We start from the raw sequence: 25972 nt of genomic DNA on the forward strand, positions 1-25972 counted from the left end.
TTTTATTTATTTATTTCATCATTTATAGCTTTGGGTGAATGCTTCATATCTTCAATGACTGGTACAAACGGGTTTACACCGCGTCTAAAGTCTCTTAGAATAATAAAGCCAGCAACAAACACACCAAATGCTATACCTTCATATAAAAAGCCCATACCTAAAACGATACCTAGTAATGCACTAAACCAAATGGTTGATGCAGTTGTAATACCATGGATAATATTATTAGAGTCCTTCATAATAACACCAGCTCCAATAAAACCGATCCCTGTAACAACTTGTGCAATCACTCTTTGTGATTGCGGTGATTCAATACCATTGGTAATTTCTTGGAAGAATATCATACGTTGCATAATCGCAATCATAAGTGCCGATATACCCACTAACACATGACTTGAAATACCTGCAGCTTTTCCTACGTTTTGTCTTTCTAGACCGATTAAAAATGTGATTGTTATAACTACTAATGCTGGGATAAGGATCATGAACATCCACTGCTCCCATGTCAGAAACGATTCAATCAAGTTGAATCCTTCCGGTAACTCGAAAAATGCATTCATTTGTTAAAATCCCCCCTTTAGAAATTTTATAATATTGCGTGTACTGCCTTGATGAAATCATCAAGTTCATCCCAACTATTTAATGCTGCACCACTTGCTTTTGCATGTCCGCCACCATTAAATAAGTTAGCAACTTTATCAATGTCCGGTCCACTTGAACGTAATCTAACACGTACTAAGTCACCATCTTCTATAAATATAGCCCAGACATCAAAACCTTTAATCCCTGATAACATATTCACTACTGAACTTGCTTCTTCGTATGTAAGATTAAATTCTTGTCTAATTTTATCTGTGATCTTTAAGTAAATAAAACCTTTGTCTGTAGTCACAAAGTTTTGGTAAACAAAACCTTTAAAACGTAACATGTCTAAAGTTTCATTAGACATTGCACGGTCTATTTCTTCAACATCTGCACCTTTTGTTAATAGCATACCAGCCATTTGATGTGTTAATTCAGATACGCCACGATATTTAAATCTACCAGTATCCGTTAAGATACCTGTATACATTGCAACCGCACCTGGTTTCGTCACTTCAAATTCTTTAACTTGTGTAGACATATATGCAATCATTTGTGCACATGATGGGAAGTTTGTATCTACCCATTCTACATCACCAAAACTATCTACAGGGATGTGGTGATCAATTTTAATAATTTCTTGACCTAACATATATTTTTGATTAGAAATTCTTAATTTGTTTGCTGTATCTACTACAATTGATAGGCTATCTTGATAAAAACTATCTTCTAAATTAGATTCACCAACAATAATATCTGGTGTACCTACAAAACTTACAAAATCAGAAGTTTCACCTGTTACAAATACATCTTTTTCAGGAAATGCATTTTTAATGATGTTTTGTAACCCAAATTGTGCACCATAACAGTCACCATCCGGTCTTACATGACCATAAATTATGATTCTTTGGTATTTCTTTATTTTCTTTAATATTTCCTTAAACATTACTTTCTACCATCCTTTCGTCAAAACTTTGTACGACCTCTAATGCTTGTTCCCAACTATAGAGTGTTGCGCCACATGCATTAGCGTGTCCACCACCACCAAATTTTTTAGCAATATCGACAATTGAGACATCTTTGCTTCTAAATTCACCAATGATTTCGCCTTTTTCATTTTCACTGAAATTCGCCCAAATACGTACTTCTTTAATACCCGCCATAATGTTTACCGTACCACGGGAAACATCTTGGAAGGTTAAACCCGATTCACTAATTGATTTAAAATCATTAAACCTATATGCTACATTATGATCTGACAAACTAAAACTTCTAAACTTTTCTTTAGCCATGCGTTTTGCAAGTGTTTCAAGCTGTTGGAAATCACTTAAACTTTGTAAATCAACATCAAATTCCATTAAACGAGCTACAACATCAAATGTGTTTTTTGCATTTTGTTTGCTGATGTATTGAAAACGACCACTATCACCAACAATACCTGCATAAATATGAGATGCGGCCATATCGTTAAATTTCAAATTACCCTTAATCGCAATCTCACCAATCATTTGACTACATGAAATTAAATCCGGTCTGTGATAAAACAGATCGGGACTGATGTTTGAGTCATTTCTATGATGATCTATATTAATAAGTGTTTTACCTAATTTATAACGTGTATCTGATACTAAGGCTTCTGCAGCAGTATCTAAAACAAAAACAAGTGCGCCTTCATAGACTGAATCATCAATGACATCCATTGTATGTTCATAAGGATATTGTTGCGTATCACCTACAGCATAAACCGTTTTATGTTTAAAGTTTTCTTTGATAATTTCTTTTAAACCGAGTTGTGATCCATAAGCATCAAGGTCTGGTTGTTTATGCCTGTGAATAATGATTGTTGAATGTTTCTGTATTTCATTTATAATTTGATTTTCCATATATTCCTACCTAAAATTAGAATAGTATAGTATAACATAAATTTAGTATTTTTACGATATGCAAGCTCAATTTTTATAATAAAAACCACTTAAAATGAAATTATCGAATTAAGTGGTTTTAATATGTTAAAATAATGTTATTTTTACCAAGGTAATGGGTTATGTGGTTCCCATGTTGGATTTGTTGTTGCTAATCCACCAGTACCATTGTTTGCTTGATAATTCCAGTCTGGAGATTTTTCTCCATCTGGATTTCCTGGATAACCATGCATTCCCCATCCTTGAGATCTTGCATATTCTTCAGCAAACTTTAAGAATGTTAAGTATGGAACGTCTTTGTATGTTAAAAGGGTATCATAATTGCTGAATGTAAGAGAAACATCGTCTGATAAACCTTCTTTAACAATTAAGAATTGTGATAAGTGACCATTAATCCATACTAAACCTAGATTACGTCCATTACCTTCTTGTAGTGCATAACCAGGAATAGATTGAATAATGATTTCTTTGCTTGTTGCATTATTTAATAGATACTCTTTATTGAATTTACTTGCAACATAACCCCATGGTGCAGCTATTACATAAGCACCATTGACCTCAGGTGTATCAATATAGAAATATCTCATAGAACCACCAGGATAGCCATTTCCGGCACGGAATGTTGCTGTATCTCCATCTGCAATACTTTGAAGTGTTACTAAAGCAGTACCACCACCACCTACAGTAGAATTTGTAGCATCTACAAATGGTAGGTCATGATACCTTTCTTCTAGACTTGGACCTTCAAGTAATTGTTCTAGTGTTTTGATTTGATATAACTCATTTTTCAGATAATTAAATGCTTCTGGTTTATAGCTAATAAATTTATAAGCTGTGTAGTTTGTATCTGGTTTAAATTCCGCTGGATTTCCAAGTCTGATCATTGTTTGATTTCTTGAAAAATCTAGGTCCATTCCAATTGAACCTACCAAGTCATGTGCTTTCCCAGATACTCTTAGTTCAATGGCGTCATTACCATTAAACGGTAATGGACCATCTTCATAAGTAAAATCAATCAGTGGTTTAACGGATGTTACTGTTTGTTGATTACTACCAATAACGAAATATCCTTTGGCTGCAATTTCACCAGTTAATTTGATTTTTACAGATACTTCTTCAGAACCATTTGAATAAAAATATAGTTCATGATTGCTTAACTTAGCTACTTCATCACTTGGATTATATAACTCAATTAAATTATCACTTTGATAAGCAGTTGTATATACTTTTGAAATTACTACATTAGATGCTACATTATCACATGATACAAGTATGAATGCTGCAAATACTAATATAAATATACTTAATTTTTTTAACATTTTTTTGCTTCCCCCTACATTTCTTTCTTATGTTTTATTGCTTCTATTTCTTGTCTTTTTTGTGCTTTTTTTGCGCTTCGCTTCATTTTATATCTAGTATATACTTCTTTATGGAAAAAGATAAAGTAAGTAAGTGGAATTACTACAAGCAGTAGTAATGAAATGTTTTTTAGATATAAATTGTTATACTTATTTAGTTGACTGATTAAATTAGCATCATAATATAATTCTATATTTTCTTGAATATCGCTAAGAGATTCATCTGATAAAAATTTAATATCATCTGATGTGATATGTTCGATATCTCTTGGATACGTATTACTAAATTTATCAGGAATTTGATTTACTAAATCTGAGTTATATAAAGTGACTAACTCTCTACTAAAATAATTTATATCATCATACGCGATATGAATTGATTCAAATGAAATAGTTGATTCAGACTTTAGTCTATCAAAATTAATCAAGAGTAATTTTGAAGTATCATCATATAGTGTAATGAATGTTTCTTCAAATGTTTGTTTATTTGTTTGTCCAATAGTTATCGCTTGATTAAATTTGATGGTTGCACGAATCGTACTATACGCATCTTCATCTTTTAATAGCGTTGGATCTGTAATATTTAAATCCCTTATTAAAATCGCTAGTGAATGTTCATAGGAACTTAAATTTTCAGCAACTTTATATATGTAAACTTTGAGTTCATCTTCACCATCAATGAAATGTTGTTCATAAAGCGGTTCTTTAAAAATAATCGCATTTGTTCCATCACCTCTATTAGCAACCAATGTTGCAGCAAGTAACTTTACATTATCTTCTTCTACTTCACTTTGTAAATCCTTTAGAAAGTCTACGCGTTTTTGAGCCTCAGTGTATAAAGAAACCATGAATGTTGCCATTCCAATAAAAATGATATATAAAATTATAAAAAACCAGTTTTTTGTCATAGATTTATCCTTAAATGCAACCTAAATAATGTCTTTTAATTATACAATAAATAGCATGTTTTTTCAATTTATTATGTGTTTTATTACTAATATGTTTGAATTTATATATTTTAGAAAAGAAAAGCCTATGCTTCATTCTTAAAGAAGCATAGGCTCTAATTTTTTATCACATTATACTTGCTATATTGCTATGAAATATAAATAATTAATTAATTAATTACGTAAATCTTTAGGTTATCTACACCAATAGCATAAGCTGTGTTTGTAGTTGATGTAGCAGCTGGTGCTTCATAGACTAATCTATATGTTCCAGCACCAGTGAGGTTAATTGAAACAGTGGTTAATGCATCTTTAGTTAATTGACTAAATACATCATCACCAACTGTAACCCAATTTTCACCTTCAAGTTTTTCAACTCTTACTGATGAACCTGCTAACGCTACTGTTTGATCATGATTATTTTGATTAGATACTGCGAAGTCAAATTCGATTTTTGATGCGTTTGCATAAGCAGCAGCAGTTAAATCAAATTGAATGTAAGAATGAGTAGCTCCTGAAATAGGTGCCATTACTAGATATGCAGCACTGTCAATCCATGGTGCAAAAGTATTTGTATAAATCTGTACTCTATTTTTGTCTAATGTAAATGAATCCCCATTTGTATTTGAGAAAACTAAATTTCCTGCACCATAACCTGTCTTTTGAACAATCCCAAAATCAAATGTGTAAGCTACAGTTTCAACTGCTGCTTCAGCTTTTACAGTGATTTCAAACACTTTAGTGTCTGTTGCTTCACCATTTGTTAAAGCTGCTGTTAATGTAACTACAGTATCAGCTGCTGGTTTAGTGTATGTACCATCGTTGCCTAAAACTTCTGGATGTGATGATGTCCATACTACTGTTGTACCGTTTGCTAATGTCGCAGGTAATTCTAATGATTCTAGTGTTGATGCTGGTAATTCTAATAATTGTTTGTCTAATGCTAATTCATCTGCATCAGTTAACACTGGTGATTCACCTACAGCAACTTGTGTTGCAGCGTGAATACCAATTGCGCCATTATTTGATCTCCAAGTTAATAATGCATCTGTAAATGACACATAATCACCAACTTTTAAGCCCTTAATGAAGTCAGATGAACCAACTAGTGGTTGTCTTGAATCCCAGTAGAATCTAATAGTCTTTAATGTAACTTCATCTTCTAAGATTAATTCAACGTTACCGTAATCATTAGCGATAACTTCTTTAACCTTTAAGTTAGAAACTGAAACTAAATTTGATTGGAATGGTAATAGACTTTCTGCATCCCATAAAGTGATTGTTCTAAGGTCTGTAGCTACCGGCAGTGTACCATCTAATTCTAAATCAGTAACTTCTGGACTACCTAATTGGATTAATCCGCTAAATACTGTTCTAGTACCAATAACTTCTACTTGTTTACCAACTAATAATGCTAAGTCAGCTGCATCATCTACTGAAGCATATACAGTGATTGCACCAGTTTCGTCAGCAACAGAAATTTGTCTATGTGCATTGTACCCTAATACAGTACCTGTAATCATAAATTTATAGGTATTGTTAGTAGCTGCTAAAACTTCAGCAATTGTTGATGGAGCAACTTCGCCCACTCTAATTGTAAATTCTTTAGTAGTTGAAACTTCACCTAATGTCAATGTAGCAACTAATTTAACATCTTTTTGACCAGATGCTGGAAGTGTTACTTTACCATCAGCTAATTTAATTAATGCGTTGTTTGCATCTTCTGAATCTTTGAATGACCAAGCGATATTTACTTCATCAGATTTATTAGCTAATGTTAATGTTTGATTTTCTTTGTAAACTTCAACTGGTAATTTAAGTGCGCTTTTAGCAACGTCAACTTTTTGTTCTTCATTTAAGTTTGCAGTAATGCCTTCTTCTCCACCAACATAGTAAACAGCAAATGCTAAGTTATTTGATCTGTATGTATAAATAACTACATCCATTTCAACTTCAAAGCCTGCAAAACTACGTACGTAAGGGAAATCAGCTGTTCCGTAATAGAACATAAAGCCGCTTGCAGGTGTATCTGGTTCACCTAATACTAATGCATCTTTAGCTGCATCAATAATGTAAGTATTATAGTTACCTGAATCGCCTTCAATCATGAAGATATTACCTTTAACAGTTGCATAAATTGGTTCAAAGTTTCCGTCTGCAACAGCTGGATAATTATGTTCACCTGCTGTTGTTAATTCACTGATCTTAGAATCAACACTGTTAACAGTTTCTTTATTTGGGTATTGTGGTGTTGCAGATGTTTTTTCAACACCTGTAGATTTCACTAATTCCCAAATACCGAAGTACCATTCTAAAGCACCAGTAACATCGTATACTTTACCAACTTCAAAAGTTGTTTGGCTGTTGAATAATTGAATAATAGCTGTTCCATCATAACCAAAGAATACATCACCTTTTGCAAAGATTGTTACGTTTGGAATCGTTACTGTATATTCGCCACCATCATAAGTTTCATCTCTGATAGCTAGAATGTCAGCAATTGTGTTGATTTCAATTTCTTCTACTGTATTTTCTTTAACAGTTAATGTTTTTTCCCATTTCTTCTCTAAGATTTCATCAGATAATTCTGATTTTAATTTTAAAGTAGCTGTAATTTTAACAGTAGCATCGCCTTGACCTTTAGCTGGACGGTTTACAGTTGCTGTAACTTCATTGTTAACAGCATCTCCAAATGAAATAACACCTGGATTATCTGATGTCCATACAGCTTCAATTCCACCAGCAAGCATGCTTGGTACAACGAAGTTTGCTGTAATATTTGATGGATCACTAATTAAAATGTCCATACCTGCATGAGCCGTATCTAATTTAGCTTGAGCCCCATCTTCCTTAACTGTAGGTTCACAAGCCACTAGGACTAAACCAACAAGCAGGATTGCAATAAAACTTAATATTTTTTTCATGTATTTTCTCTCCTTTTAGATTTTTGTAAATAGCATGAATAAATCAATTGGTAATAAAATTATAAGTGTTTTGGTATTCTCTATCAATGTATGTATTTAAATCTTCATCACTTGTTGCTTTATATGAGAATATTTTAACTAATAATGGTCCAACTTCAGTTCTTGTTTTAGAACTTAAATTAAATACTGCTGAAGTAAAGAAGATATCACCATTATTTCTAAACATATCAATCGCTTCTTTAACAAGTTTATTTTGTGCTTCTGCTAATGTAGTTGGATTTTCTTTAATACCAGCTACATAATTTGTCCATGTTTCTGTTTCATATGCAGAATAACGGATTGGTGCATATCCTGAAGGAATTGCATACTCTGCTGTTTTTTCTGCTGAAATCATGTATTTAGCAAATAACCAAGCAGCGATCATACGTTGCTCATTGTCTTGTTTGAATAAGTTAATGTTTGGTCCTTGTTGAATTTGAGCACGTTCTTTACCTTCGAAGTGAGGAAGTGGTGCAACACCAACTCGAACACCTTTATTAAATGATGATGCATCATAAGCATATCTTGTACCACCGGTTGAACCTACATACATGTATAGTTTTTCGCCAGTTTTGAAGATGTCAGATGTGAATGCTTCAGCATTTAGTGTTCTAGTTAACATTAAGTTTTTATCTACTTTATCTTTAAAGTATTTGATCATTTCTTTAGATTGAGCATTGTTAAATAATACTTCACCACGTCCAGTTTCAGCATTATAACCTGTATAAGGAGCACCCCATTGTTCTGATCCAGTGATAAACATGTTATCTTCTGAGTCATAACCAAATGGAATTGCTTGTGGTTCACGAGATTTAATATCTTGTGCAATCTCAAATAGAGTTTCCCATGTTAGGCCAGCTTCTACGTGTTCTGTATATGTTTTACCATTTAATGAATGTTGGTCAAAGTATGTCTTGTTATAGAAGAAACCTTCACTTGATTTTGTAAATGGTAAAGATAATACTGTACCTTCGTTATCATATGAAGTACCTTCAGCCCATAGAGATGGTAAGAAGTCTGCTAATTCTTCTTCAGAGTATCCTAGTGTTGGATGGCTAATAAAGTTGTTTAATGCCAGAGGTGCTTTTGCAATCGCATAACGTGAAATATGGTCTGGATAACTCTCTGCGATATCTGGTGTATTACCAGCAGGAATAGATAAACTCACTTTCTCAGCTAGTTGATTATAGTCTGCACCAGCTTTTGTTAGTACAACAGTAATATTTGGATACATTTCTTTAAATTCTGTAACCCACTTGGTCACCATTTCTTCATTTGCTGCACCCATTCTGTGCCAGAAATGAATTGTTACTGGTGTTTCGGTATCAAACTCTGTATCTGGTGATAATTCATACCACTCAACAAGTTTTCCACTACCACCCGGTACACGATCACCACCACCCGGTACACGATCACCATCACATGCTACTAAGGTGAATGTGAAAGCAACCATGATAATGCTTAGTAATATTTTTTTCATGTCTTTCTCCTTTTAAAAATTGAATTTGGCTATTAACCTTTAACTCCCGATCTAGAAACACCACTCATAATGTACTTTCTAAAGAAAATAAATAAGAGTAATAATGGAACTGTAACAATCACTGTTGCAGCCATTTGATAGTTTAATAATGGACGACCAACGCCTGATTCTGCTTGGTCAATAAATGAACCTCTTAACCATGTAGTTACTAAACGATATTCCTCGTGAGCAACTAAGTTTGGCCAAATATAAGCGTTCCATGTTCCCATTAGCTTTAAGATAACAATTGTAATGATAGATGATTTTGCCATAGGTACCATAACACGTACTAAGTATTTGAAATCGCCACAACCATCAACTTTTGCTGCATAATATAATTCGTTAGGAATTTGTTTAAATGTCTGTCTTAATAAGTAAATATGGAAGATTGAGACCATAAATGGCACAATCATCGCTAAATAAGATCCAACACCTTGGGCATCTACCCACCCAAATTTGGCTACTGTAACAAAGTTAGAAATAACCATCATTTCACCAGGAATCATCATTGTTGCAAGTAAGATAGTGAAAATTAAATCTTTACCTTTAAAGTTTAATCTTGCTAGTGCAAAAGCCACAATAATCGAAAATATTGTTCCACCTACAGTAGAGAATACTGCTACTACAAGTGTGTTTGTTAAATATCTAGGAAAATTAATGTTTGTTGTACTTGATGTATATAAGAATACATTAATGTAGTTTTTGGGAGAAAACTCTTTAGGGAATAAACTTACATTAAGAGAGTTTAGCACTTCATCGGTACTTTGTAGTGATACGTTTAACATCCAATAAAATGGAATGATTACTATAATCGACATAATAGCCAAGAAAAAGTATATACCAAACTTACCTAAGAAGGCTGCTGATTTTTGAGCTTTTAGTTTCTGGTTGACTTTATAATCAACTTTAAAATTCGCATTTGCTGTCATTTTTTTCCTCCTTAGTAATGAACACGTTTTTTACTTACGTATAAGTTCACAATTGTAAATACTAATATGATTAAGAATAGTATTACCGCACCTGCTGCACCTCTAGAATAGTAAGAAATGCCATTTCCATCTAGACCATATTGGTTGATTTTGTCATAAACATAAGCAACTGAGGTCCATCTGTCGGGTGATAATCTAGCGCCTGTGCCTGCAACCGCAAGTACAGATTCATACGCTTTAAATGCACCAATGAATGAAGTAATCAAAATGTAACTAATTAATGGTGATAATAAAGGTATTGTAATTTTTGTTAATACTCTACGTTTTGGTGTACCATCAATTTTAGCTGCATCATAGTATTGTTTAGAGATGTTTTGTAATCCACCTATAAATACTAAAATCTTAAATGGAAGTGCACTCCATATAGTATATATTAATACTACAAACATCCAGTTATTATATGTAGCTGTAGGTCCAATCCAGTCAGTTGTCATTTCAAATAATGTATTGATAAGACCTTCTGCAACCACACCTTGAGTTAATGGGTGTGAAAACATTACGGCAAATACCATACCAATAGCAAGTGTATTGGTTACATATGGAATGAAGAATATTGTTTGGAATATTCTTTGTAGCGGCTTAATTGAATTTAGTGCTACAGCAATAAGTATTGCTAATATGGTTGAAATTGGAACAGATACAAAGACGAGTAACATTGTATTCTTTAAAGCACCAATATAATATGGGTCTTTAAATAATGCCATGTATGCTGCAGCGTCAAAGTAAGTGCCAAAATCATCAGCAATGGAGTTATAGCCGGAGAAAAATGATATTAAGACTGTCTTGATCAAAGGATAGAACGTAAACAGTGATAATAAGATCAACGGCAAGGCTATATACAACCACGCTTTATAATCTTTTTTATTTTCTAACATTACGCTAATCTCCTACCACTAACCTTATCAAAAATATAAGTTTTATTTGGTTTAAGATTGAACTTAATTTCTTTCTTATTTTTCAAGTCTAAATTTTCATTTGTTAAAATAATTCTCATAGAATCAGATTGTAAATTTTTATGTTTAGAAACTAGTGCTAAGTCTCTACCGATTGTTTCTACAAAAAGCGGCTCAACTAGTAATGAACCATTATCAGATAGTTCATAACCTTCAGGTCTTACCCCTAGAACTACTTCACCTTTAAGGTCTTTATCTAATTTCTTAGATTCAAAGACAACTTTCCCATCAATTGAAACTTTTTGGTTTTCAATTGTTGCGCTATAAACACTAATAGGCGGTGTTCCTAAGAATTTAGCAGAAAACAGGTTTTCTGGTTCGTTGTAAACTTCTTGAGGAACACCAGTTTGTTGTTCTTCACCAAAGTTCATTAACATAATTTCATCAGAAATTGACATTGCCTCTTCTTGGTCGTGGGTAACGAATACTGTTGTAATACCAGTTTCTCTTTGGATACGTTTGATTTCTTCTCTAGTTTGAAGTCTTAATCTAGCATCTAGGTTTGAAAGTGGTTCGTCAAGTAGTAAAACTCTAGGTTTTTTAACTAACGCTCTGGCAATCGCAACACGTTGTTGTTGACCACCTGATAATTGAGCAGGTGTTTTATCTAGTTGATCTTCAATACCAACTAATTTAGCCATTGCAACAGCATCATCATTCATTTGTTTCTTGTAGTTGATTGCTTTTGCTTTTTTAACAATACTTACAGACTCAGGCATAATTTTTTCAATTTCAATTTCATATTTTGCTTGAAGTTCATTCTTGTTTGCATGAGCTCCACTTAATTCTTTTTTAATTGCTTTTGCTTTAGTTTCAAATGCTTTTTCAACTTCAGCATAAGTTGTATTAATTATGTCTTTTAATTCTTTCAAGTTTGCTGGTGTAATCTTAGCTTTTTCTTCTAAGTATTTGTTTTCGAATACTTTAACTTTATTGTTTAAGTCTAGTTTAAGACTTGCTAAGTTATCCTTAAGCGCTTGCTTTAATTCCGGAGTTTTAACCTGTGCTTCTTTAAATTCTTTTTCAAATGCTAGTTTGGCACTTTGGTATTGTGCTTTTAACTCGGATTCATGTCTTCGATATTTATTTTTTAAAGACTCTGATCTATCTTCATACTCATATAAGGTTTTAGCTTCATTTGGTGTTTCAATCAAATGCGCTTTCTTATATGCTTCTTCAATTGATCTTTTACGAATGTTCATATTTTCTAAAGGAAATAGTATGTTCTTTCGTACAGTCATATGAGGATATAATGCATAGTTTTGGAAAACTAATCCAATACCTCTTTTTTCTGGTGATAATTCAGTTACGTCTTCATCACCAAAAAAGATTCTACCTTCAGTTGGGTAAAGTAATCCGGAAATCATATATAATGTTGTTGATTTTCCACATCCTGATGGTCCTAGAAGACCAACTAGTTTGCCTGACGGAATCACAATATCTAAATTAGATACAGCTCTAGTTTCAGTCTTTGCTTTTAAATCTGTAAATACCTTGGTTAAACCCTCGAGTTTAATTTCCATTGTGTTGTACACTCCTTTTGATTTATAACAATATTAAAAAAACGCAAAACTACACACCCGTGTGTTTTACGCTATAAATAGGTTTAGATAAAAAAATGAAGTCTGTTCGTGTTGTCTCATATATATTAGCATTCTTTGAAGCAGCACAATAAAATATCATTTTAATACCTCCGACATTTGTTATTATACTTCATACGCTAAATAATTTCAAGAATTCGAGTTCTATTTGTGCATACATTAAGTATATTTTCTAGTCGCATTTTCCGGATTTTCGGGTAAACGCTTACATCTATGATGTAATGATATACCCGATTGACTAGGTATTTATACTTAAGTTTGATCACTTAAAGATCTAACAATCTATCCTTTATTCGGTTGAAGTGCCATAGATATTTATAATGGTATTGTCCATGACTATTCATTGTATCATATTTTATATTTGTTGTATAGTATAAAATGTAAAACGTTTACATTCTTGTCCGTCAGACGAAATTTTTAGATGACTAATAATAGATACGTGACTAGTGAAATAGTCAAAACCATAATGAAATTTACAGTACTGTTATTAACAAATTTTTTGCCCGATATAAGTATAAAATGCTCGGTATTTGATATCATTTCCGCTATTTTTCCACTTTTTATGTCTTTATATTTCGCTTGTAAAAATACACCTAAGTAGCTATCTAAAATACTACCAAAAAATCCAGCTATTGTAATAACTACACTAAATTCTATAAGCACGTCAAGACTAAATCCTTCACTTAAAAAGTAGAGTGCTGAAAACGTCAAACTAATGATTGATGCGCCTAAAAATGAAGCTACTACACCAAGCATACTCACAGCTCCAGATAAACCTTTTTCCATAGCTTTAAATGTAACTATGGAGTAGGTTTTACCTTTACTTAAACTACCTATTTCAGAAGCCCAAGTGTCAGCTGTGGATGCTGCTATAGCAACCACAGCGACAATAAGATATGTTAAATCATGTAAAAAATAATATAGTGTTAAGAAAAATAAGGATACTACCGAGTTAGAAATCACTTGAATGTAGTCTCTTCCAAATTTCTCTTTTTCGTTTTTATTGAACTTAGAAATAATACTTGAACTAATAAAGAAGAAAATAAGTATACTCCAAGCAATATAGGATCCAAAAGCATAAAATAGCATACCAATAATACTGGCAGTGACAAAACCACTGAGTGTCAGTGATCTTTTCTTATATGCAACAAATGCTACCGATAAACTTAATAATAGACCGATGATATATGGTGCAAACATATGCTAGTTCATGCTCCTTAATGTATATTACTTATAAATACTTGAAACAATTTCCCTTTTTCTTTCATCAGATACAACACTTCTAATGTTATATACATCATAGTTATTCAATCTAATGGTATGAATAATTTCTTCATACATCTTGGATGCTAGTAAGAGCGGCTTTCTAGCATCTGGTTTAAATAGGTGTAGTTTTTCTAATGCAATTTCATATTTTTTATGCGCATAATTTGCAAGGTATTCAAACATTTCTATGAACCCGTGATTGACTACACCTAATTCTAAATCTTTTTGTGTGTAATTAAATTGATGCATGACATCTAAAGGGATATAGATGCGTTTTCTTTTACGATCCTCACCAATATCTCTTAAAATATTTGTAATTTGCATCGCTTCACCTAAGTTTCTTGCTACAAGCTTTAATTCGCCAATTACACTTTTTGGTGCTAGTACATAACTTAACATCTCGCCTACAACACCCGCTACATGATAACAATACTTTAATAAATCATCAAGTGTTTTGGGTTGTGTAAACAAGAAGTCCTGTCGTTGCCCTTCAATTAAGTCAAAATATGGTTTAAAATCATACGCTTTAGGGTAATAATGCTTAATTACTTCATTTAAACTTCTAAAGATAAAATCCGTTGGTACGTCCCCTTTAATCATATCCATTAATTTTGATTCATAACTATTTAGTAAATCAATATCTTTATATTCATCAATGGCATCATCTACAACTCTACAATAAGCATATATTGCATAGATCGCTTGGCGATCTTGCTTGGCTTTTAGCATACTAAAAGCCTTATAAAAGGTTTTAGAGTTTTCTTTTATAATTAATTCACACTTATTAAAATCACTTTTGAGTTGTTTAGATAATTTCATCATTATTTAAGATCCTTATGCAGTTCATTTACTGCTAATTTTGCACTATTTAAAACAATCGGAACACCTGCACCTGGGTGATTACTACTACCAGCTGAATATAAATTCTTTAAATATCTAAATTTATTTTGTGGTCTATAGTAGTTTGATTGAAGTAACGTTGGACGAAGACCGAAGGTTGCACCAAATTGTAGATTGAATTTAGATTCAAAATCATTTGGACTATATACGTTAAGATAATCTATATTATCTTTGATGTCTTTAAATACTTCATGCTCAGACATCATATTTAATATTTTATTCTTATATGTTTCTACTGCTTTATCATCCCATTTTTCAGGGCTATCTGATTTATTAGGTACCGGAACTAGAACATACATTGATTCTTTACCTTCTGGTGCCATGGAACTATCTATACGACTTGGTGTGTATACATAGTATGATGGATCTTTAGGTGTATTACCTACAAATATGTCATTAATGTTACCATTGAAGTCATTGGTAAAGAAGAATGTATGAGTTTTTAAGTCATAACGTTTTTTAGTACCGATGTATAGTATAAATGATGAGGAAGAATATAGCATTTTATTGACTTTCTTTTCAGTATATTTTCCTTTATTTTTCTTTTCTTTGATTAAGTTGTTCATAACCCATGGAAAATCCGCATTGGTTAAAACAGCATCATAGTTCTGGGTCACTTTACCATCAACTTTTAATGCTTTGATTTCTTTTTTCTCAATAAGTAATTCTTCTACATTTTGGTTAAGTAAGATTTTACCACCCATCTCTAAAAATCTTTTCTCCATAGCTTTGGCCATACTATACATACCACCTTTAATATAGTGAACACCATATAGTAATTCAATCATTGGAATAATTGTGTATATTGATGGTCCATTATATGGTGATATACCAATATATAGTGTCTGGAATGCTAAAGATTGTCTTAATTTTTCATTTTTAACAAACTTAGCAATTGATTTATAAGCAGAATTAAATGTTTTTAATTTCATACCTTGATATAGCATTTTAGGATTATAAAAATCTGTTGGTTTTCTAAAACTACGATCAATAAAGTGATTTTTAGCAACTAAATAACGTTTATAGACATCTGCTAAATATGCTAGATAACCTTGAGCATCTTCTTCGCTAATCTTTTCGTTTTCAATCGTCATTTCAACTAAATCGTTAGTAGCGATTAAGTTGGTCTTGTCACGATATTTGATTTCAAACATTGGATCAACGCGTACCATGTCAATATAATCTTTATAGTCTACACCACTAACTTTAAATACTTCTTTATATATATCTGGCATCATAACAATCGTTGGTCCTACATCAAATGTAAACCCATCTTCCTTAATTTGATACATTCTGCCACCTACTTTTTCATTCTTTTCATAGATGGTCACATCATATCCAAGTGCCTTAAGACGAATAGCTGAGGCTAAACCTGCTGTTCCTGCACCAATAATCGCTATTTTTTTCAATTTAAAATCCTCTTTCTTAAATAAGTAATAGTAAATAATACATAAATGAGGCACCTAATGGTACGGATAGGTTATCCAGTCCTTTAGGTGTTAAATATTCTGTTAAAGTTGCAAATACTGCAACTGCTAATGCAATCCAAAGACGCATTAAACTGTTTGAATAGATAATAATTAGACTTCCAGCAATTAAAGATACGATAAACATTGTAACTACACCTACAACCGTTTTACCGTGTCCAATATCTTTTGTGCCATATTTTTTACCAAATACAGCGGCTAATCCATCACCATAACCCATAATCATAACACCCAATAAACCAATATAAGCATTATTTAAGACATAAAATGAGAAGAATATGAGTATTGTAAGGGAGATTGGGTAATATACTGTACCCAAATTTCCCTTACCATTACGCTCCATTGACTTAATTAGATTTGTCTTATAAGAAATATAGTTTAATACAATAAATGATACCGGTGGAATTAAGGTAATAAGTATATCGCTTGGATCTTGCATAAAGATCAGTGCAATAAAATACCAATTCGATACACCTATATGAATAAATTTTCTACTACCTTCTTCACCAATAATACCTTTTTTACTTAAGATGGTTGATAAACCTATCATTAAACCTATAAACCCATATGATGATAATAAGTAATAAAGAATATGCATAGACACCTCTTATGATTTTTGTCTTAAGGTTAATACACCATCAACAATGACATATACCTTATCACAATACTCTAATAAGCGCTCATCATGGGTCACCATGATGGTAGCTTTCTTTTGTGCTTTAGTCTCTCTTGCCAGTAACTTAATTACTTCAAATGCCTTGGTAGTATCTAAACTCGCAGTTGGTTCATCAGCAAAGATAACATTTGGTTGGTGATACAACGCTTTAGCAATTGCTGCACGTTGGCGTTCCCCTCCAGATAATGCACTTGGGTATTTATTTCTTAACTTATCTACACCCAACTTTTCAAATAACTCGTTCATCCATTCATTATTTACTTTAGTTTTAGTGATTTTGTTATATAAAACCATTTGTTCTTTAACAGTTAAAAATGGAATTAAGTTTGAAGCTTGTAAGATAAACCCAATTTGGTCTAGTCTTATTTTTGATTTTTGGTCATTCGTGAGTTCACTAAACGGTTTTCCATTAATTAATACTTTACCAGTAGTTGGCTTTTGTAGACCACCGAGAATGGTTAAAAATGTAGATTTACCAGATCCTGAAGGTCCAATAATACCAATCAGTTCACCTTCATATGCTATAAAATTTGTTGGTTTTAGTGCCGAAATTACATTATCACCTTGTAAAAAATCTTTGGATACATTGATCATTTCAATAAGTGCTTTCATATTATCCCCCTATAGCTTTTAATGGATCTATCTTAAGTACAGCGCGTACTGAGAAAAGCGCACCTAAGAAACCAAATAAGAAAAATGCAACTGTTATCACACCATAAAATAAGGTGTTGATCGCAAACGGTATAATATCACCTAAGAAGATGCCGGATACAATCGTTAAGATTAAACCAATAAATATACCAATGAATACAAGTAAGAATGTCTGAGTAACCACCGAATTTGCAATATAAAAATTAGAAATGCCTTGTGCTTTCATGACACCAAACATTGGTGTTTTTTGAATGGTTAGTACATATATGAAAATTCCTAATACAAACGCTACAATGATAATTAAGAAAATAATCATTGTACCAAAAGTTAAGACTTGTGCAGTATAACCTGGTAGTGTTGCAATATAGTTAGCTGTAGTATATGTAGCTAACTTTATATCTAAATTGCCAGTTGAACCTCGTACAATAATGCCACTATATAAATCCGGTGGTGTTTCTGTACTGTATCTATATTTTTGCCATGTCTCCATTGCCATATAGATTACAGGTGCTGTTTGATACGTACTTTTTGTAGAAAAACCAATGATTGTAAATACCGTATCTGTTCCTGATACAGCAATTGTACTTCCAATCTCATAACCTTCTTTTTTAAGTGAATCATCTACAACAACTTCATTATCTTGAAGCGTTAAATTACGAACCTCTGTAGGTTTTAAGAAAGAATCATTATCAATACCGAAAAAATATACATTTATTCTTGAATCCACATTCACTTCTGCATTTGGATTATTAATAACTGCCGGAAACAAACCTATTCTAGCTTTAATGCCATCTACTTCTAATGAATCAAAATCGTTATTGGTCATAAATGACATCATAATAGAGTCATTAGAGTCCACCGTAATAACAACCTCATCTGAACCCCATTTATTCACTGCATTGGTATAAGATGAAGCCAAACCATATGCGAGTGAGGTTAAAAAGTATACTAAATAACTAATTAATACTATCACAGAGATAATTAATGCAAATTTACCCTTGGTGTACTTTAATTCTTTTATTGCTAAAAACATATACATTACCTCCTTATTTATCTTTATTTAATAGTTTTTCAATGTCTTTTGCTATTTTTTCGGGTTTTACAAGTGGTGCATAACGTTTAATAACGCGGCCATTTTGGTCTACTAAAAACTTAGTGAAATTCCACTTGATATTTTTATTAAATAACCCTTTTTGATGTCTTTTTAAATAGGTATATAAAATAGACTCATCTGGTCCATTCACCTCTATTTTAGTAAATCTTTTGAAATCTGTTTTATAGTTGTTCACACAAAACTCATCAATTGTTTCAACACTATCTTTAGCATCTTTAAATTGATTACTTGGAAAATCTAAGATTTCAAACCCTTTATCTTTGTATGTTGCATACAATTTTTGTAGTCCGTCATACTGTGGTGTGAAAAAACATGTTGTAGCTGTGTTAACGATTAACAGAACCTTACCTTTATATGAATCTAAGGTAACAATATTATTGTGCATATCTTCAACACGTATTTGATAGATACTCATTTTTTGATTCCTTCCTTTTTATAATTTTTTATTCTTTTAATTATAGTATAATTATTATACGAACCACATCTATGGGGGATGCCATGATTTCTATAGCTATATGTGATAATGAGCAAATATTTTTAGATCATTATCAATCAAAACTTGAATCTATTGCAAGAAAACTTCCAATCGATTTAGATATTCACCGCTTTCATAGCGGTGAAGCTTTACTGTTTCACTTAGAGGATCGCCCTAACCAATTTCAAATTATCTATTTAGATATTGTTATGGGCGGTATCAACGGTATTGAAACAGCTTTGAGGATTCGTAAATTAAACAGTGCCGTTAAAATTATTTTCTTAACTTCTTCTACAGATTATGTATTTAATGCATTTGATGCAAATGCATCTCATTACTTAATTAAAGATTTACATGATGATAAATTTGATGATGTATTTATAAATGTTTATAATCAAGTTAAATCACATAACAGTGAACCTTTATTTTCCATTACAACCAAACAAGAAAATTATTTAATACCTTTTAGTGAGATTGCTTATTTTGAAAGTTATAAGCGATTCGTTATTTGTCATAAATCAAACAAAGAACGCATAGAGTATTATTATAAGATTAGTGACTTAGTAACAGAACTTGAAGATAAACCTTTCATTCTGATTCACCGTTCATTTTTAGTGAATATGCAATATATTTTAAAACTTTCTAAGACAGATGTTTATTTAAAAAATGGTGTTGTGCTTCCTGTTTCTAGGAACAATTATGAAGTAGTCAAAGATAAACTGTTTAACTATAACAACCAAAATCGTTTGAAATGAAGGTAGACTATCATGGATATACTTAATATTAGTTTTGCTATTTTAATATCCAGCGTTTTTTCATATTTTTATATCAGAATATATTCAAAATATTTTGTTTTGAGAGCGCACTATTATATCGGTTTTATTATATTCTTACTTACGATACTTATTCAATTCGTCACCGTCTTACCATTTGGATTAAGTGTCGGCTATTTAGGTTTATTATCTTTCATAACTTACCCACTCGCCTTATCACTGGTCTATAAAACAAACATCTTTAATATAACTTTTTTATCCTTAAATGCAATCCTTAAAATCTATGTAGACTTTATATTCTTTTCAAGTTTATTTGCTCTTATTGAGCAAAATCAGTTAACACTTACCTGGATATATAGTTCTAATTATTATCATTTAAGCCAAGCACTTGCATATACTGTTTCCTTAATTTTGCTACTTCTTTTTGATGCTAAACTTTTATCTGATAAACTTAAAGACTTCTTTTCTCAACGTAGTAACTTATTACTCATTATATCTATTCAAGTAATTTTAATAATCAATCTAATTTGGATGAGTGCAACCACCGAAGTGCTTCCATTTAGATGGTATAACATTATCTTATTATTACTTGCATTTAGTGTAGAGGGTATCTATCTACTACTTAGATTGTTTACCGCTAACTCTACTTACTTTAGTGTGTTTAAGACACATACGGATACTTTAAGGAAACAACTAAGCTATCAACTAGATCACTATAAAGTCTTTGAAACCCAAACTCAAGAACTACTACGCTTTAAGCATGACTATAATAAAGTCTTAAACTCTATTGCCACTCTAGCTGATAGAGGCGACCTGGATTCCATTAAACATATTGTAAGTGACTCTAATATGGAACTTGATAGTCTTCAAATTAACTATAATAAATATTCAAATAATCTCGTATATGATGCACTCTTAAATGACTATAGAAAGCGATTTGTAGCTATTGGAGCAAATTTTGAATCGATTTTCTATATTAACTTTAATTTAGACATTTCGGAAATAAATATGATTAAGCTATTTTATAATGTTTTAGAAAATGCTTATGAAGCCTTACTACACGTGGAAGATGCATCCAAGCGTTTAATCAAGATAGATAGTGAACGCATGGATGCATACATTAAAGTATCTTTTGTTAATACTATGAACGCTAAATTTTCTAGTCTTAACCTAAAATCGACAAAAGCTGATAAACTCCAACATGGCTTTGGTGCTTCTATCATTGATAAGATTTTGATTCAATATAACGGTTTTTCAAATCGCTACACTACAAGTGATAATGGTGTAGATTATTATCACTTAGAGATATTCTTACCAGTTATGAACTAAGCTCATTTTTTAGGTGGTAGTGGGAAGAAGATTGATGTTTTACTTGCGTATGCTTGATATGCCAAATTCGTTTTATATTTCTTTTCAAGTAATGGAACACCTGTTACATAAAGTAATAAATATGTAATAATTAACGGACTTATAAGTCCTATAAAACTTATAATATTCATTGTTCCTAATGTAGCAATACCAATTCCCCACCATAGGGTAGCTTCCCCAAAATAATTAGGGTGTCTGGAAAACTTCCAGACATTATTTTGCATAATTTTCCCTTTATTTGAAGGATCTTTTTTAAATTTTTGTAGTGAGTGATCTGCAAGAACTTCAAAGATAAAGCCAATAAAGAATATCATAGAACCAAGGGATATAAGTATAATACTTACTATATCAAATGTCTTATTGGATATTAAATTTGTCAAGATGATTGGTAATGCTATGATATAACTAAATATGGACTGTGTCAAGAAAACATATAATAAGGCTTTTAACTTTACATGTGTTTTCCATCTTTTTCTAAAGTTTTGATATCTAAAATCTTCTTCTTTGTTAAAGTTTCTTTTAAATAGATATAAAGATAACCTTAAGCCCCAAATAATTGTTAGTCCTGTAACAATTAAGCCTGTGATCGTATATTGATCACCAAGTATGAGTGAAGATACTGCACTTACTACGATTCCCATTCCCCAAGCTACATCTACTAAGCCGTTATTCTTTTTAATTTGGGCAATGACATACCAAATTAGAAAGTATGCTAGTAAGATAAGATAAATATATAAATAATTCATTATAAATCCTTTCTAATAAATCCAATTGCTATAGAGTTTAACCCTGAGTTCATAGCAATAATAGATGATATTTCCCCTACATATACCGGTGCTTTACCGATCTTTTTAATAATTTGTGTCTTTATCTTTTCTGCTAGTTTTAAATTAGATACATGAACAATTGCGTAATTTTCAATACCTGATGTCTTGTGTATGCGATCTACCATGTTAACAAGTTTATTAATATTACGTTTTTGACCAATCGTTTTTGATAATACAACACCTTCACCCGCATCATTAATAGATACAATAGGTTTTAGTTTTAATAACTTACCTAAAGTCCCCAGGCTCTTTTTGATTCTACCACTTCGTACCATGTTATCTAAGGTATCTACGTGAACCAATATTTTAGTATTTTTAACTAATTTATTTACTTTTAATTTGATGTCTTCAAAAGGCATTTTTTGTTCAATCATTTTAGCAACTTCATAAACAATCAAACCTTCTGAGACGCTATTTTGTTTGGTATCGATGAGTAATACATCTTTATCTTTATAACCTTCAAGAGCTTTGGTAAATAAGTTATGTATACCACTCATTTTTGAAGATACGGTTAAGATGATTAATTTTTTATAGTGTTTTAATAAAAAATTAATCTGCGCATCGATTGCTTTAAAACTCGGTGTAAATGATGTAGGAAACTTTTCATGCTTACTGATGTAGTGGAAGAGTTGGTGGTTATTAATTGTTAATTTATCGTAATAGACTATATCATTAAAGTTGATACCAATTGGATAGACATGTATAGGGTGACTATCAACAAATATTTTAGGTAGATCAGCAATTGAATCAGTTAGTATACAAATCTCATTATCCTTTGCCTGCGTAGCTTGGTATTGTTTTCTCATATCATCTACTTTTGATTCTAAGATTTGTCCAAGATGACTTAATTTTTCTACGATGATCTCAGGGTGATTGGTGTGTAAGTGTACACGTTTAAGTCGCTTAGTTTCTCCAATTACTAATGAATCCCCTAATTGATCAAGTAGTTCTTTTAATGTGTGCTTATCCGTTGTTGTTTGAAGTAGTACCTCTGTACAATAACGATAAGTAATATCCATATGATCATGTTCAATGGTTTCAGGTTCTTCAAAACTTATTGATGGTTCTATAACATCCTGTGTAACTCTATTAGTAATGCTTTGTAGAAAGCCTTCTACAAAGAGAGTAAACCCAAGTGCCCCTGCATCTACTACACCAAATGTTTTTAGAACTTCAAGTTCTAACTTTGTTTGTTCAAGTGCCATGTTAAGTTCTTGGATGATATAGTCTACATATGCTTCTATATTATCAATTGGTTGTTTAGTGTTTTTTAGTGTTTCACTTAGCTTACGCATCAACGTTACCATAGTGCCCTCAACTGGTTCATTTATGGCCTTGTATGCATGTATCACACCGGATTCAATTCTTCTAATAAATTCAGGATAATCTATAGTTTGATGAGCCTTTGTAAGACCATATAGAAATTGAGAAAAGATTAAACCTGAGTTTCCACGTGACCCGATTAGTGCAGCATCTGCTAAGGATTCCAGTGTTTCATCAATGGTGTTACCCAATTTAGTCTGTTCAATGATTGATTTCATTAAAGCACTTAAATTATTTCCTGTATCTTGATCTTGGACGGGAAATACATTTAATTGATTTAATGTATCCTTTTTTTCTATTACTCTTTTAGCACCCTGAATTAAAGCATCATACATACTTTTATTTTCAATCATTTGAAATTCATTCATTTTTCGAAGAACCTCCTATATACAACATAGGTTATTATACTTGTTACTAAAGTTAGGGATGTCCCCCAAATTAAGTCAATGACAACAATAAGTAGTGGGAAGTCTTTCATAGTGGCATAGTTAGTTAAATCGTATGCTCCGTATGTAGCAAACCCATAAATGAGTGCGTAAATTATAGTTTTTTTAATTGATTTTTCTTTAATTCCAGGTTTTAATACGAGTACGAGTAGCCCTATAACAAATGCTATATAGAATATAACTGCAGGAACTAGTTTAAACTCATTACTAATTAAATGACCTAACTCTTCTTTGTATAGGTCTTTTGAAAGTACACCTAACCAGAGTAAATCAATTAATAAAAAGACGATAGTTGCAATAATAAATAAAATAACATTCTTTTTCATTTAGACACTCCTTTTCATTACTTGACTAAAGTATACGCCTTTTGATTAAATAAATTTTCTTGATGTTACAAAATGTCGTTTTTTTGTAACCAAATGTAAAAAAAGACCACTTCATGAAGTGATCTTTATAGTTTATTAACATATTCTAGGTAAGATTTCATATCGAATTTTCGAATTAAACCCTGTTCATTCATGTATCTTAATTTACCAAATATAGCACGTTCTTGCCAAGCTCTATCATGTTTACCAAAATTCCATGCAATATTACCATAAGAGTTTGGATTTCTTCCATCGATAAAATATTTATTATTTAAGTGGACAATGATTTGGTAGGCATCTTTCATAGATCCTGACCATTCCATAATTTTTTTTGCCCAATACATTCTTAAGTAGTTAGCCATAAAGCCTGTAATACGTGCTTCTTTCATAGCTGCATTAAAATAAATATCATGAGTTTTACTAAATTCTATCTCATCTAAACTATAGATATGATTTCTTATGTCTTTATCATGCTCATGCATCGTTTCATATGCCCAAGCTTCTGTCATATATTCAAATCTATCATAATCTTTAATATAAGTAACAAAGTTATATGCAAGAGATCTTCTAACCACTAATTGTTCGATAAAGCCTTCTGACATTTCAGGGTAGAGTTTATAGTATGGATGATCGTAAAGCATACGTAATATTTCTTGATCAGATACTTGTCCGAATTGTAGATACATCGACATATAAGGTTGTATATGTAGTGCAGGATCAGATCTTTTATCATAATCTTTAAGCAGTTGGTTAAAGAAGTATTCTAAATGTTTATAGGCTTCTTTTCTACCACCTTTAAATTTATGATAGGGTTTAACACTTATATCAATTGGTAGTTTATTCACTATATCCGCTATATTTGAAAGATTTAGTGGTTCGTGAATTTGGATTTTTGATAAATTATCTAATCTAGATAATTCTTTATAATCCATATATTGATGTAATTTTTCCATCACTTTGGATCTAATTACATAGGCACCATAAGCAGCTTTTGGATATAATGCTTCAACTGGGATAATAAGATCAGACTCTACTTGAATAATGTCTATGACATATGTATCCTTTATGATTTTATAGACTTCATTTCTCATATGTCTTTGGGGTTTTAAATATCCTCTATCCATAATGATGGTATCCACATCTTCTAAATAAGGTTTGATATTATCTGTTAGTTTCCCAATACTAAGCTCAAAGTGAATGTTTTCTTTACAACAATCTTCCTGAATTTCTTTTAGTCCTTCTAGCATAAATGTATAGTGTCTAAGGTTTGCTTCTGGGTAGTTTGGTAGTATATTAAACCATACAATTAATGGTAGTCTCTTCTTATTAGCAAGTTCTATGGCATAATTTAAGGCATGGTTATACTGGATGCGCATCGATTGCTGCATCCAGTATAAAATGAACTTACCCTTATTTTTTGTGTTATGTTCTAAAATCTGTTTAACTCTATCATTGTGTATCATAGTT

23 protein-coding genes are annotated in these 25972 nt (G+C 31.6%); 2 read left to right on the forward strand and 21 right to left on the reverse strand.

Annotated features, from left to right (window positions below; translation table 11 throughout):
* Window positions 1-2: 2 nt before the first annotated feature.
* From IY230_RS04165 to IY230_RS04245, 17 genes are all read right to left on the reverse strand, one after another.
* The gene (locus IY230_RS04165) at window positions 3-560 is read right to left on the reverse strand and encodes an MgtC/SapB family protein (protein ID WP_196370073.1); all 558 of its coding nucleotides are present in this window, start codon (window positions 558-560) and stop codon (window positions 3-5) included.
* 26 nt (window positions 561-586) lie between these two features.
* The gene (locus IY230_RS04170; RefSeq protein ID WP_196370075.1) at window positions 587-1528 is read right to left on the reverse strand and encodes a DHH family phosphoesterase; all 942 of its coding nucleotides are present in this window, start codon (window positions 1526-1528) and stop codon (window positions 587-589) included.
* Entirely contained in the window at window positions 1521-2465 is a 945-nt protein-coding gene (locus IY230_RS04175; protein ID WP_196370077.1) for a DHH family phosphoesterase, read from the reverse strand. The genes IY230_RS04170 and IY230_RS04175 overlap by 8 nt, the downstream gene beginning before the upstream one ends.
* Window positions 2466-2608: 143 nt before the next feature.
* Window positions 2609-3823: a lamin tail domain-containing protein gene (locus IY230_RS04180; protein WP_196370079.1), complete on the reverse strand. Its 1215-nt coding sequence runs from the start codon at window positions 3821-3823 to the stop codon at window positions 2609-2611.
* Window positions 3824-3837: 14 nt separating this feature from the next.
* Entirely contained in the window at window positions 3838-4770 is a 933-nt protein-coding gene (locus IY230_RS04185) for a hypothetical protein (protein ID WP_196370082.1), read from the reverse strand.
* A gap of 209 nt (window positions 4771-4979) precedes the next feature.
* The gene (locus tag IY230_RS04190; protein ID WP_196370084.1) at window positions 4980-7733 is read right to left on the reverse strand and encodes an immunoglobulin-like domain-containing protein; all 2754 of its coding nucleotides are present in this window, start codon (window positions 7731-7733) and stop codon (window positions 4980-4982) included.
* 43 nt (window positions 7734-7776) lie between these two features.
* Entirely contained in the window at window positions 7777-9252 is a 1476-nt protein-coding gene (locus IY230_RS04195; protein ID WP_196370086.1) for an extracellular solute-binding protein, read from the reverse strand.
* A 32-nt stretch (window positions 9253-9284) separates the two neighbouring features.
* Window positions 9285-10220 (reverse strand): carbohydrate ABC transporter permease, encoded by a 936-nt coding sequence (locus IY230_RS04200; protein ID WP_196370088.1) that lies wholly within the window; start codon window positions 10218-10220, stop codon window positions 9285-9287.
* 11 nt (window positions 10221-10231) lie between these two features.
* A complete protein-coding gene (locus tag IY230_RS04205; protein WP_196370090.1) occupies window positions 10232-11155 on the reverse strand; it encodes a carbohydrate ABC transporter permease in 924 nt (307 codons plus the stop codon).
* Window positions 11155-12756 (reverse strand): ABC transporter ATP-binding protein, encoded by a 1602-nt coding sequence (locus IY230_RS04210; RefSeq protein WP_196370092.1) that lies wholly within the window; start codon window positions 12754-12756, stop codon window positions 11155-11157. Before IY230_RS04210 ends, IY230_RS04205 begins: the two co-directional genes overlap by 1 nt.
* A gap of 495 nt (window positions 12757-13251) precedes the next feature.
* A complete protein-coding gene (locus IY230_RS04215) occupies window positions 13252-14034 on the reverse strand; it encodes a DUF92 domain-containing protein (protein ID WP_196370094.1) in 783 nt (260 codons plus the stop codon).
* A 27-nt stretch (window positions 14035-14061) separates the two neighbouring features.
* A complete protein-coding gene (locus tag IY230_RS04220; RefSeq protein WP_196370096.1) occupies window positions 14062-14922 on the reverse strand; it encodes a phytoene/squalene synthase family protein in 861 nt (286 codons plus the stop codon).
* Window positions 14922-16409 carry a phytoene desaturase family protein gene (locus IY230_RS04225; protein WP_196370099.1) on the reverse strand — a complete coding sequence of 496 codons (1488 nt, stop codon included), beginning with the start codon at window positions 16407-16409 and terminating at the stop codon, window positions 14922-14924. The genes IY230_RS04220 and IY230_RS04225 overlap by 1 nt, the downstream gene beginning before the upstream one ends.
* Before the next feature lie 16 nt (window positions 16410-16425).
* A complete protein-coding gene (locus IY230_RS04230) occupies window positions 16426-17085 on the reverse strand; it encodes a diacylglycerol/polyprenol kinase family protein (RefSeq protein WP_196370101.1) in 660 nt (219 codons plus the stop codon).
* Between the two features lie 9 nt (window positions 17086-17094).
* Window positions 17095-17775 (reverse strand): ABC transporter ATP-binding protein, encoded by a 681-nt coding sequence (locus IY230_RS04235; RefSeq protein WP_196370103.1) that lies wholly within the window; start codon window positions 17773-17775, stop codon window positions 17095-17097.
* Between the two features lies 1 nt (window position 17776).
* Entirely contained in the window at window positions 17777-18847 is a 1071-nt protein-coding gene (locus IY230_RS04240; RefSeq protein WP_196370105.1) for an ABC transporter permease, read from the reverse strand.
* Between the two features lie 13 nt (window positions 18848-18860).
* Window positions 18861-19343 carry a glutathione peroxidase gene (locus tag IY230_RS04245; RefSeq protein ID WP_196370107.1) on the reverse strand — a complete coding sequence of 161 codons (483 nt, stop codon included), beginning with the start codon at window positions 19341-19343 and terminating at the stop codon, window positions 18861-18863.
* A gap of 83 nt (window positions 19344-19426) precedes the next feature.
* On the opposite strand from IY230_RS04245, the gene IY230_RS04250 reads away from it, so the two are divergent.
* On the forward strand, window positions 19427-20158 hold the full coding sequence (locus tag IY230_RS04250; protein WP_196370109.1) for a LytR/AlgR family response regulator transcription factor: 732 nt from the start codon (window positions 19427-19429) through the stop codon (window positions 20156-20158).
* Window positions 20159-20257: 99 nt separating this feature from the next.
* Window positions 20258-21505: a GHKL domain-containing protein gene (locus IY230_RS04255; protein ID WP_196370111.1), complete on the forward strand. Its 1248-nt coding sequence runs from the start codon at window positions 20258-20260 to the stop codon at window positions 21503-21505.
* A 2-nt stretch (window positions 21506-21507) separates the two neighbouring features.
* On the opposite strand, the gene IY230_RS04260 is transcribed toward IY230_RS04255, so the two are convergent.
* From IY230_RS04260 to IY230_RS04275, 4 genes are all read right to left on the reverse strand, one after another.
* Window positions 21508-22290, reverse strand: coding sequence for a DUF1295 domain-containing protein (locus IY230_RS04260; RefSeq protein WP_196370113.1), 783 nt, complete (start codon window positions 22288-22290; stop codon window positions 21508-21510).
* A complete protein-coding gene (locus IY230_RS04265) occupies window positions 22290-24062 on the reverse strand; it encodes a DegV family protein (RefSeq protein ID WP_196370115.1) in 1773 nt (590 codons plus the stop codon). Before IY230_RS04265 ends, IY230_RS04260 begins: the two co-directional genes overlap by 1 nt.
* Window positions 24059-24466, reverse strand: a complete 408-nt coding sequence (locus IY230_RS04270) for a DUF2177 family protein (protein WP_196370117.1) — start codon at window positions 24464-24466, stop codon at window positions 24059-24061. The genes IY230_RS04265 and IY230_RS04270 overlap by 4 nt, the downstream gene beginning before the upstream one ends.
* A 125-nt stretch (window positions 24467-24591) precedes the next feature.
* Window positions 24592-25968, reverse strand: a complete 1377-nt coding sequence (locus tag IY230_RS04275) for a deoxyribodipyrimidine photo-lyase (protein ID WP_308705634.1) — start codon at window positions 25966-25968, stop codon at window positions 24592-24594.
* Window positions 25969-25972 lie beyond the last annotated feature (4 nt).

The organism is Acholeplasma laidlawii (assembly GCF_015709225.1).
Classification (GTDB): Bacteria; Bacillota_I; Bacilli_A; order Acholeplasmatales; family Acholeplasmataceae; genus Acholeplasma; species Acholeplasma laidlawii_A.

Coding starts and splice junctions, on each gene's coding strand:
- IY230_RS04270 (WP_196370117.1), bottom strand. CDS start 24,466: ATGAAAAAGAATGTTATTTTATTTATTATTGCAACTATCGTCTTTTTA.
- IY230_RS04195 (WP_196370086.1), bottom strand. CDS start 9,252: ATGAAAAAAATATTACTAAGCATTATCATGGTTGCTTTCACATTCACC.
- IY230_RS04250 (WP_196370109.1), top strand. CDS start 19,427: ATGATTTCTATAGCTATATGTGATAATGAGCAAATATTTTTAGATCAT.
- IY230_RS04260 (WP_196370113.1), bottom strand. CDS start 22,290: ATGAATTATTTATATATTTATCTTATCTTACTAGCATACTTTCTAATT.
- IY230_RS04265 (WP_196370115.1), bottom strand. CDS start 24,062: ATGAATGAATTTCAAATGATTGAAAATAAAAGTATGTATGATGCTTTA.
- IY230_RS04190 (WP_196370084.1), bottom strand. CDS start 7,733: ATGAAAAAAATATTAAGTTTTATTGCAATCCTGCTTGTTGGTTTAGTC.
- IY230_RS04235 (WP_196370103.1), bottom strand. CDS start 17,775: ATGAAAGCACTTATTGAAATGATCAATGTATCCAAAGATTTTTTACAA.
- IY230_RS04180 (WP_196370079.1), bottom strand. CDS start 3,823: ATGTTAAAAAAATTAAGTATATTTATATTAGTATTTGCAGCATTCATA.
- IY230_RS04210 (WP_196370092.1), bottom strand. CDS start 12,756: ATGGAAATTAAACTCGAGGGTTTAACCAAGGTATTTACAGATTTAAAA.
- IY230_RS04185 (WP_196370082.1), bottom strand. CDS start 4,770: ATGACAAAAAACTGGTTTTTTATAATTTTATATATCATTTTTATTGGA.
- IY230_RS04230 (WP_196370101.1), bottom strand. CDS start 17,085: ATGCATATTCTTTATTACTTATTATCATCATATGGGTTTATAGGTTTA.
- IY230_RS04215 (WP_196370094.1), bottom strand. CDS start 14,034: ATGTTTGCACCATATATCATCGGTCTATTATTAAGTTTATCGGTAGCA.
- IY230_RS04245 (WP_196370107.1), bottom strand. CDS start 19,343: ATGAGTATCTATCAAATACGTGTTGAAGATATGCACAATAATATTGTT.
- IY230_RS04200 (WP_196370088.1), bottom strand. CDS start 10,220: ATGACAGCAAATGCGAATTTTAAAGTTGATTATAAAGTCAACCAGAAA.
- IY230_RS04220 (WP_196370096.1), bottom strand. CDS start 14,922: ATGATGAAATTATCTAAACAACTCAAAAGTGATTTTAATAAGTGTGAA.
- IY230_RS04165 (WP_196370073.1), bottom strand. CDS start 560: ATGAATGCATTTTTCGAGTTACCGGAAGGATTCAACTTGATTGAATCG.
- IY230_RS04175 (WP_196370077.1), bottom strand. CDS start 2,465: ATGGAAAATCAAATTATAAATGAAATACAGAAACATTCAACAATCATT.
- IY230_RS04240 (WP_196370105.1), bottom strand. CDS start 18,847: ATGTTTTTAGCAATAAAAGAATTAAAGTACACCAAGGGTAAATTTGCA.
- IY230_RS04205 (WP_196370090.1), bottom strand. CDS start 11,155: ATGTTAGAAAATAAAAAAGATTATAAAGCGTGGTTGTATATAGCCTTG.
- IY230_RS04275 (WP_308705634.1), bottom strand. CDS start 25,968: ATGATACACAATGATAGAGTTAAACAGATTTTAGAACATAACACAAAA.
- IY230_RS04170 (WP_196370075.1), bottom strand. CDS start 1,528: ATGTTTAAGGAAATATTAAAGAAAATAAAGAAATACCAAAGAATCATA.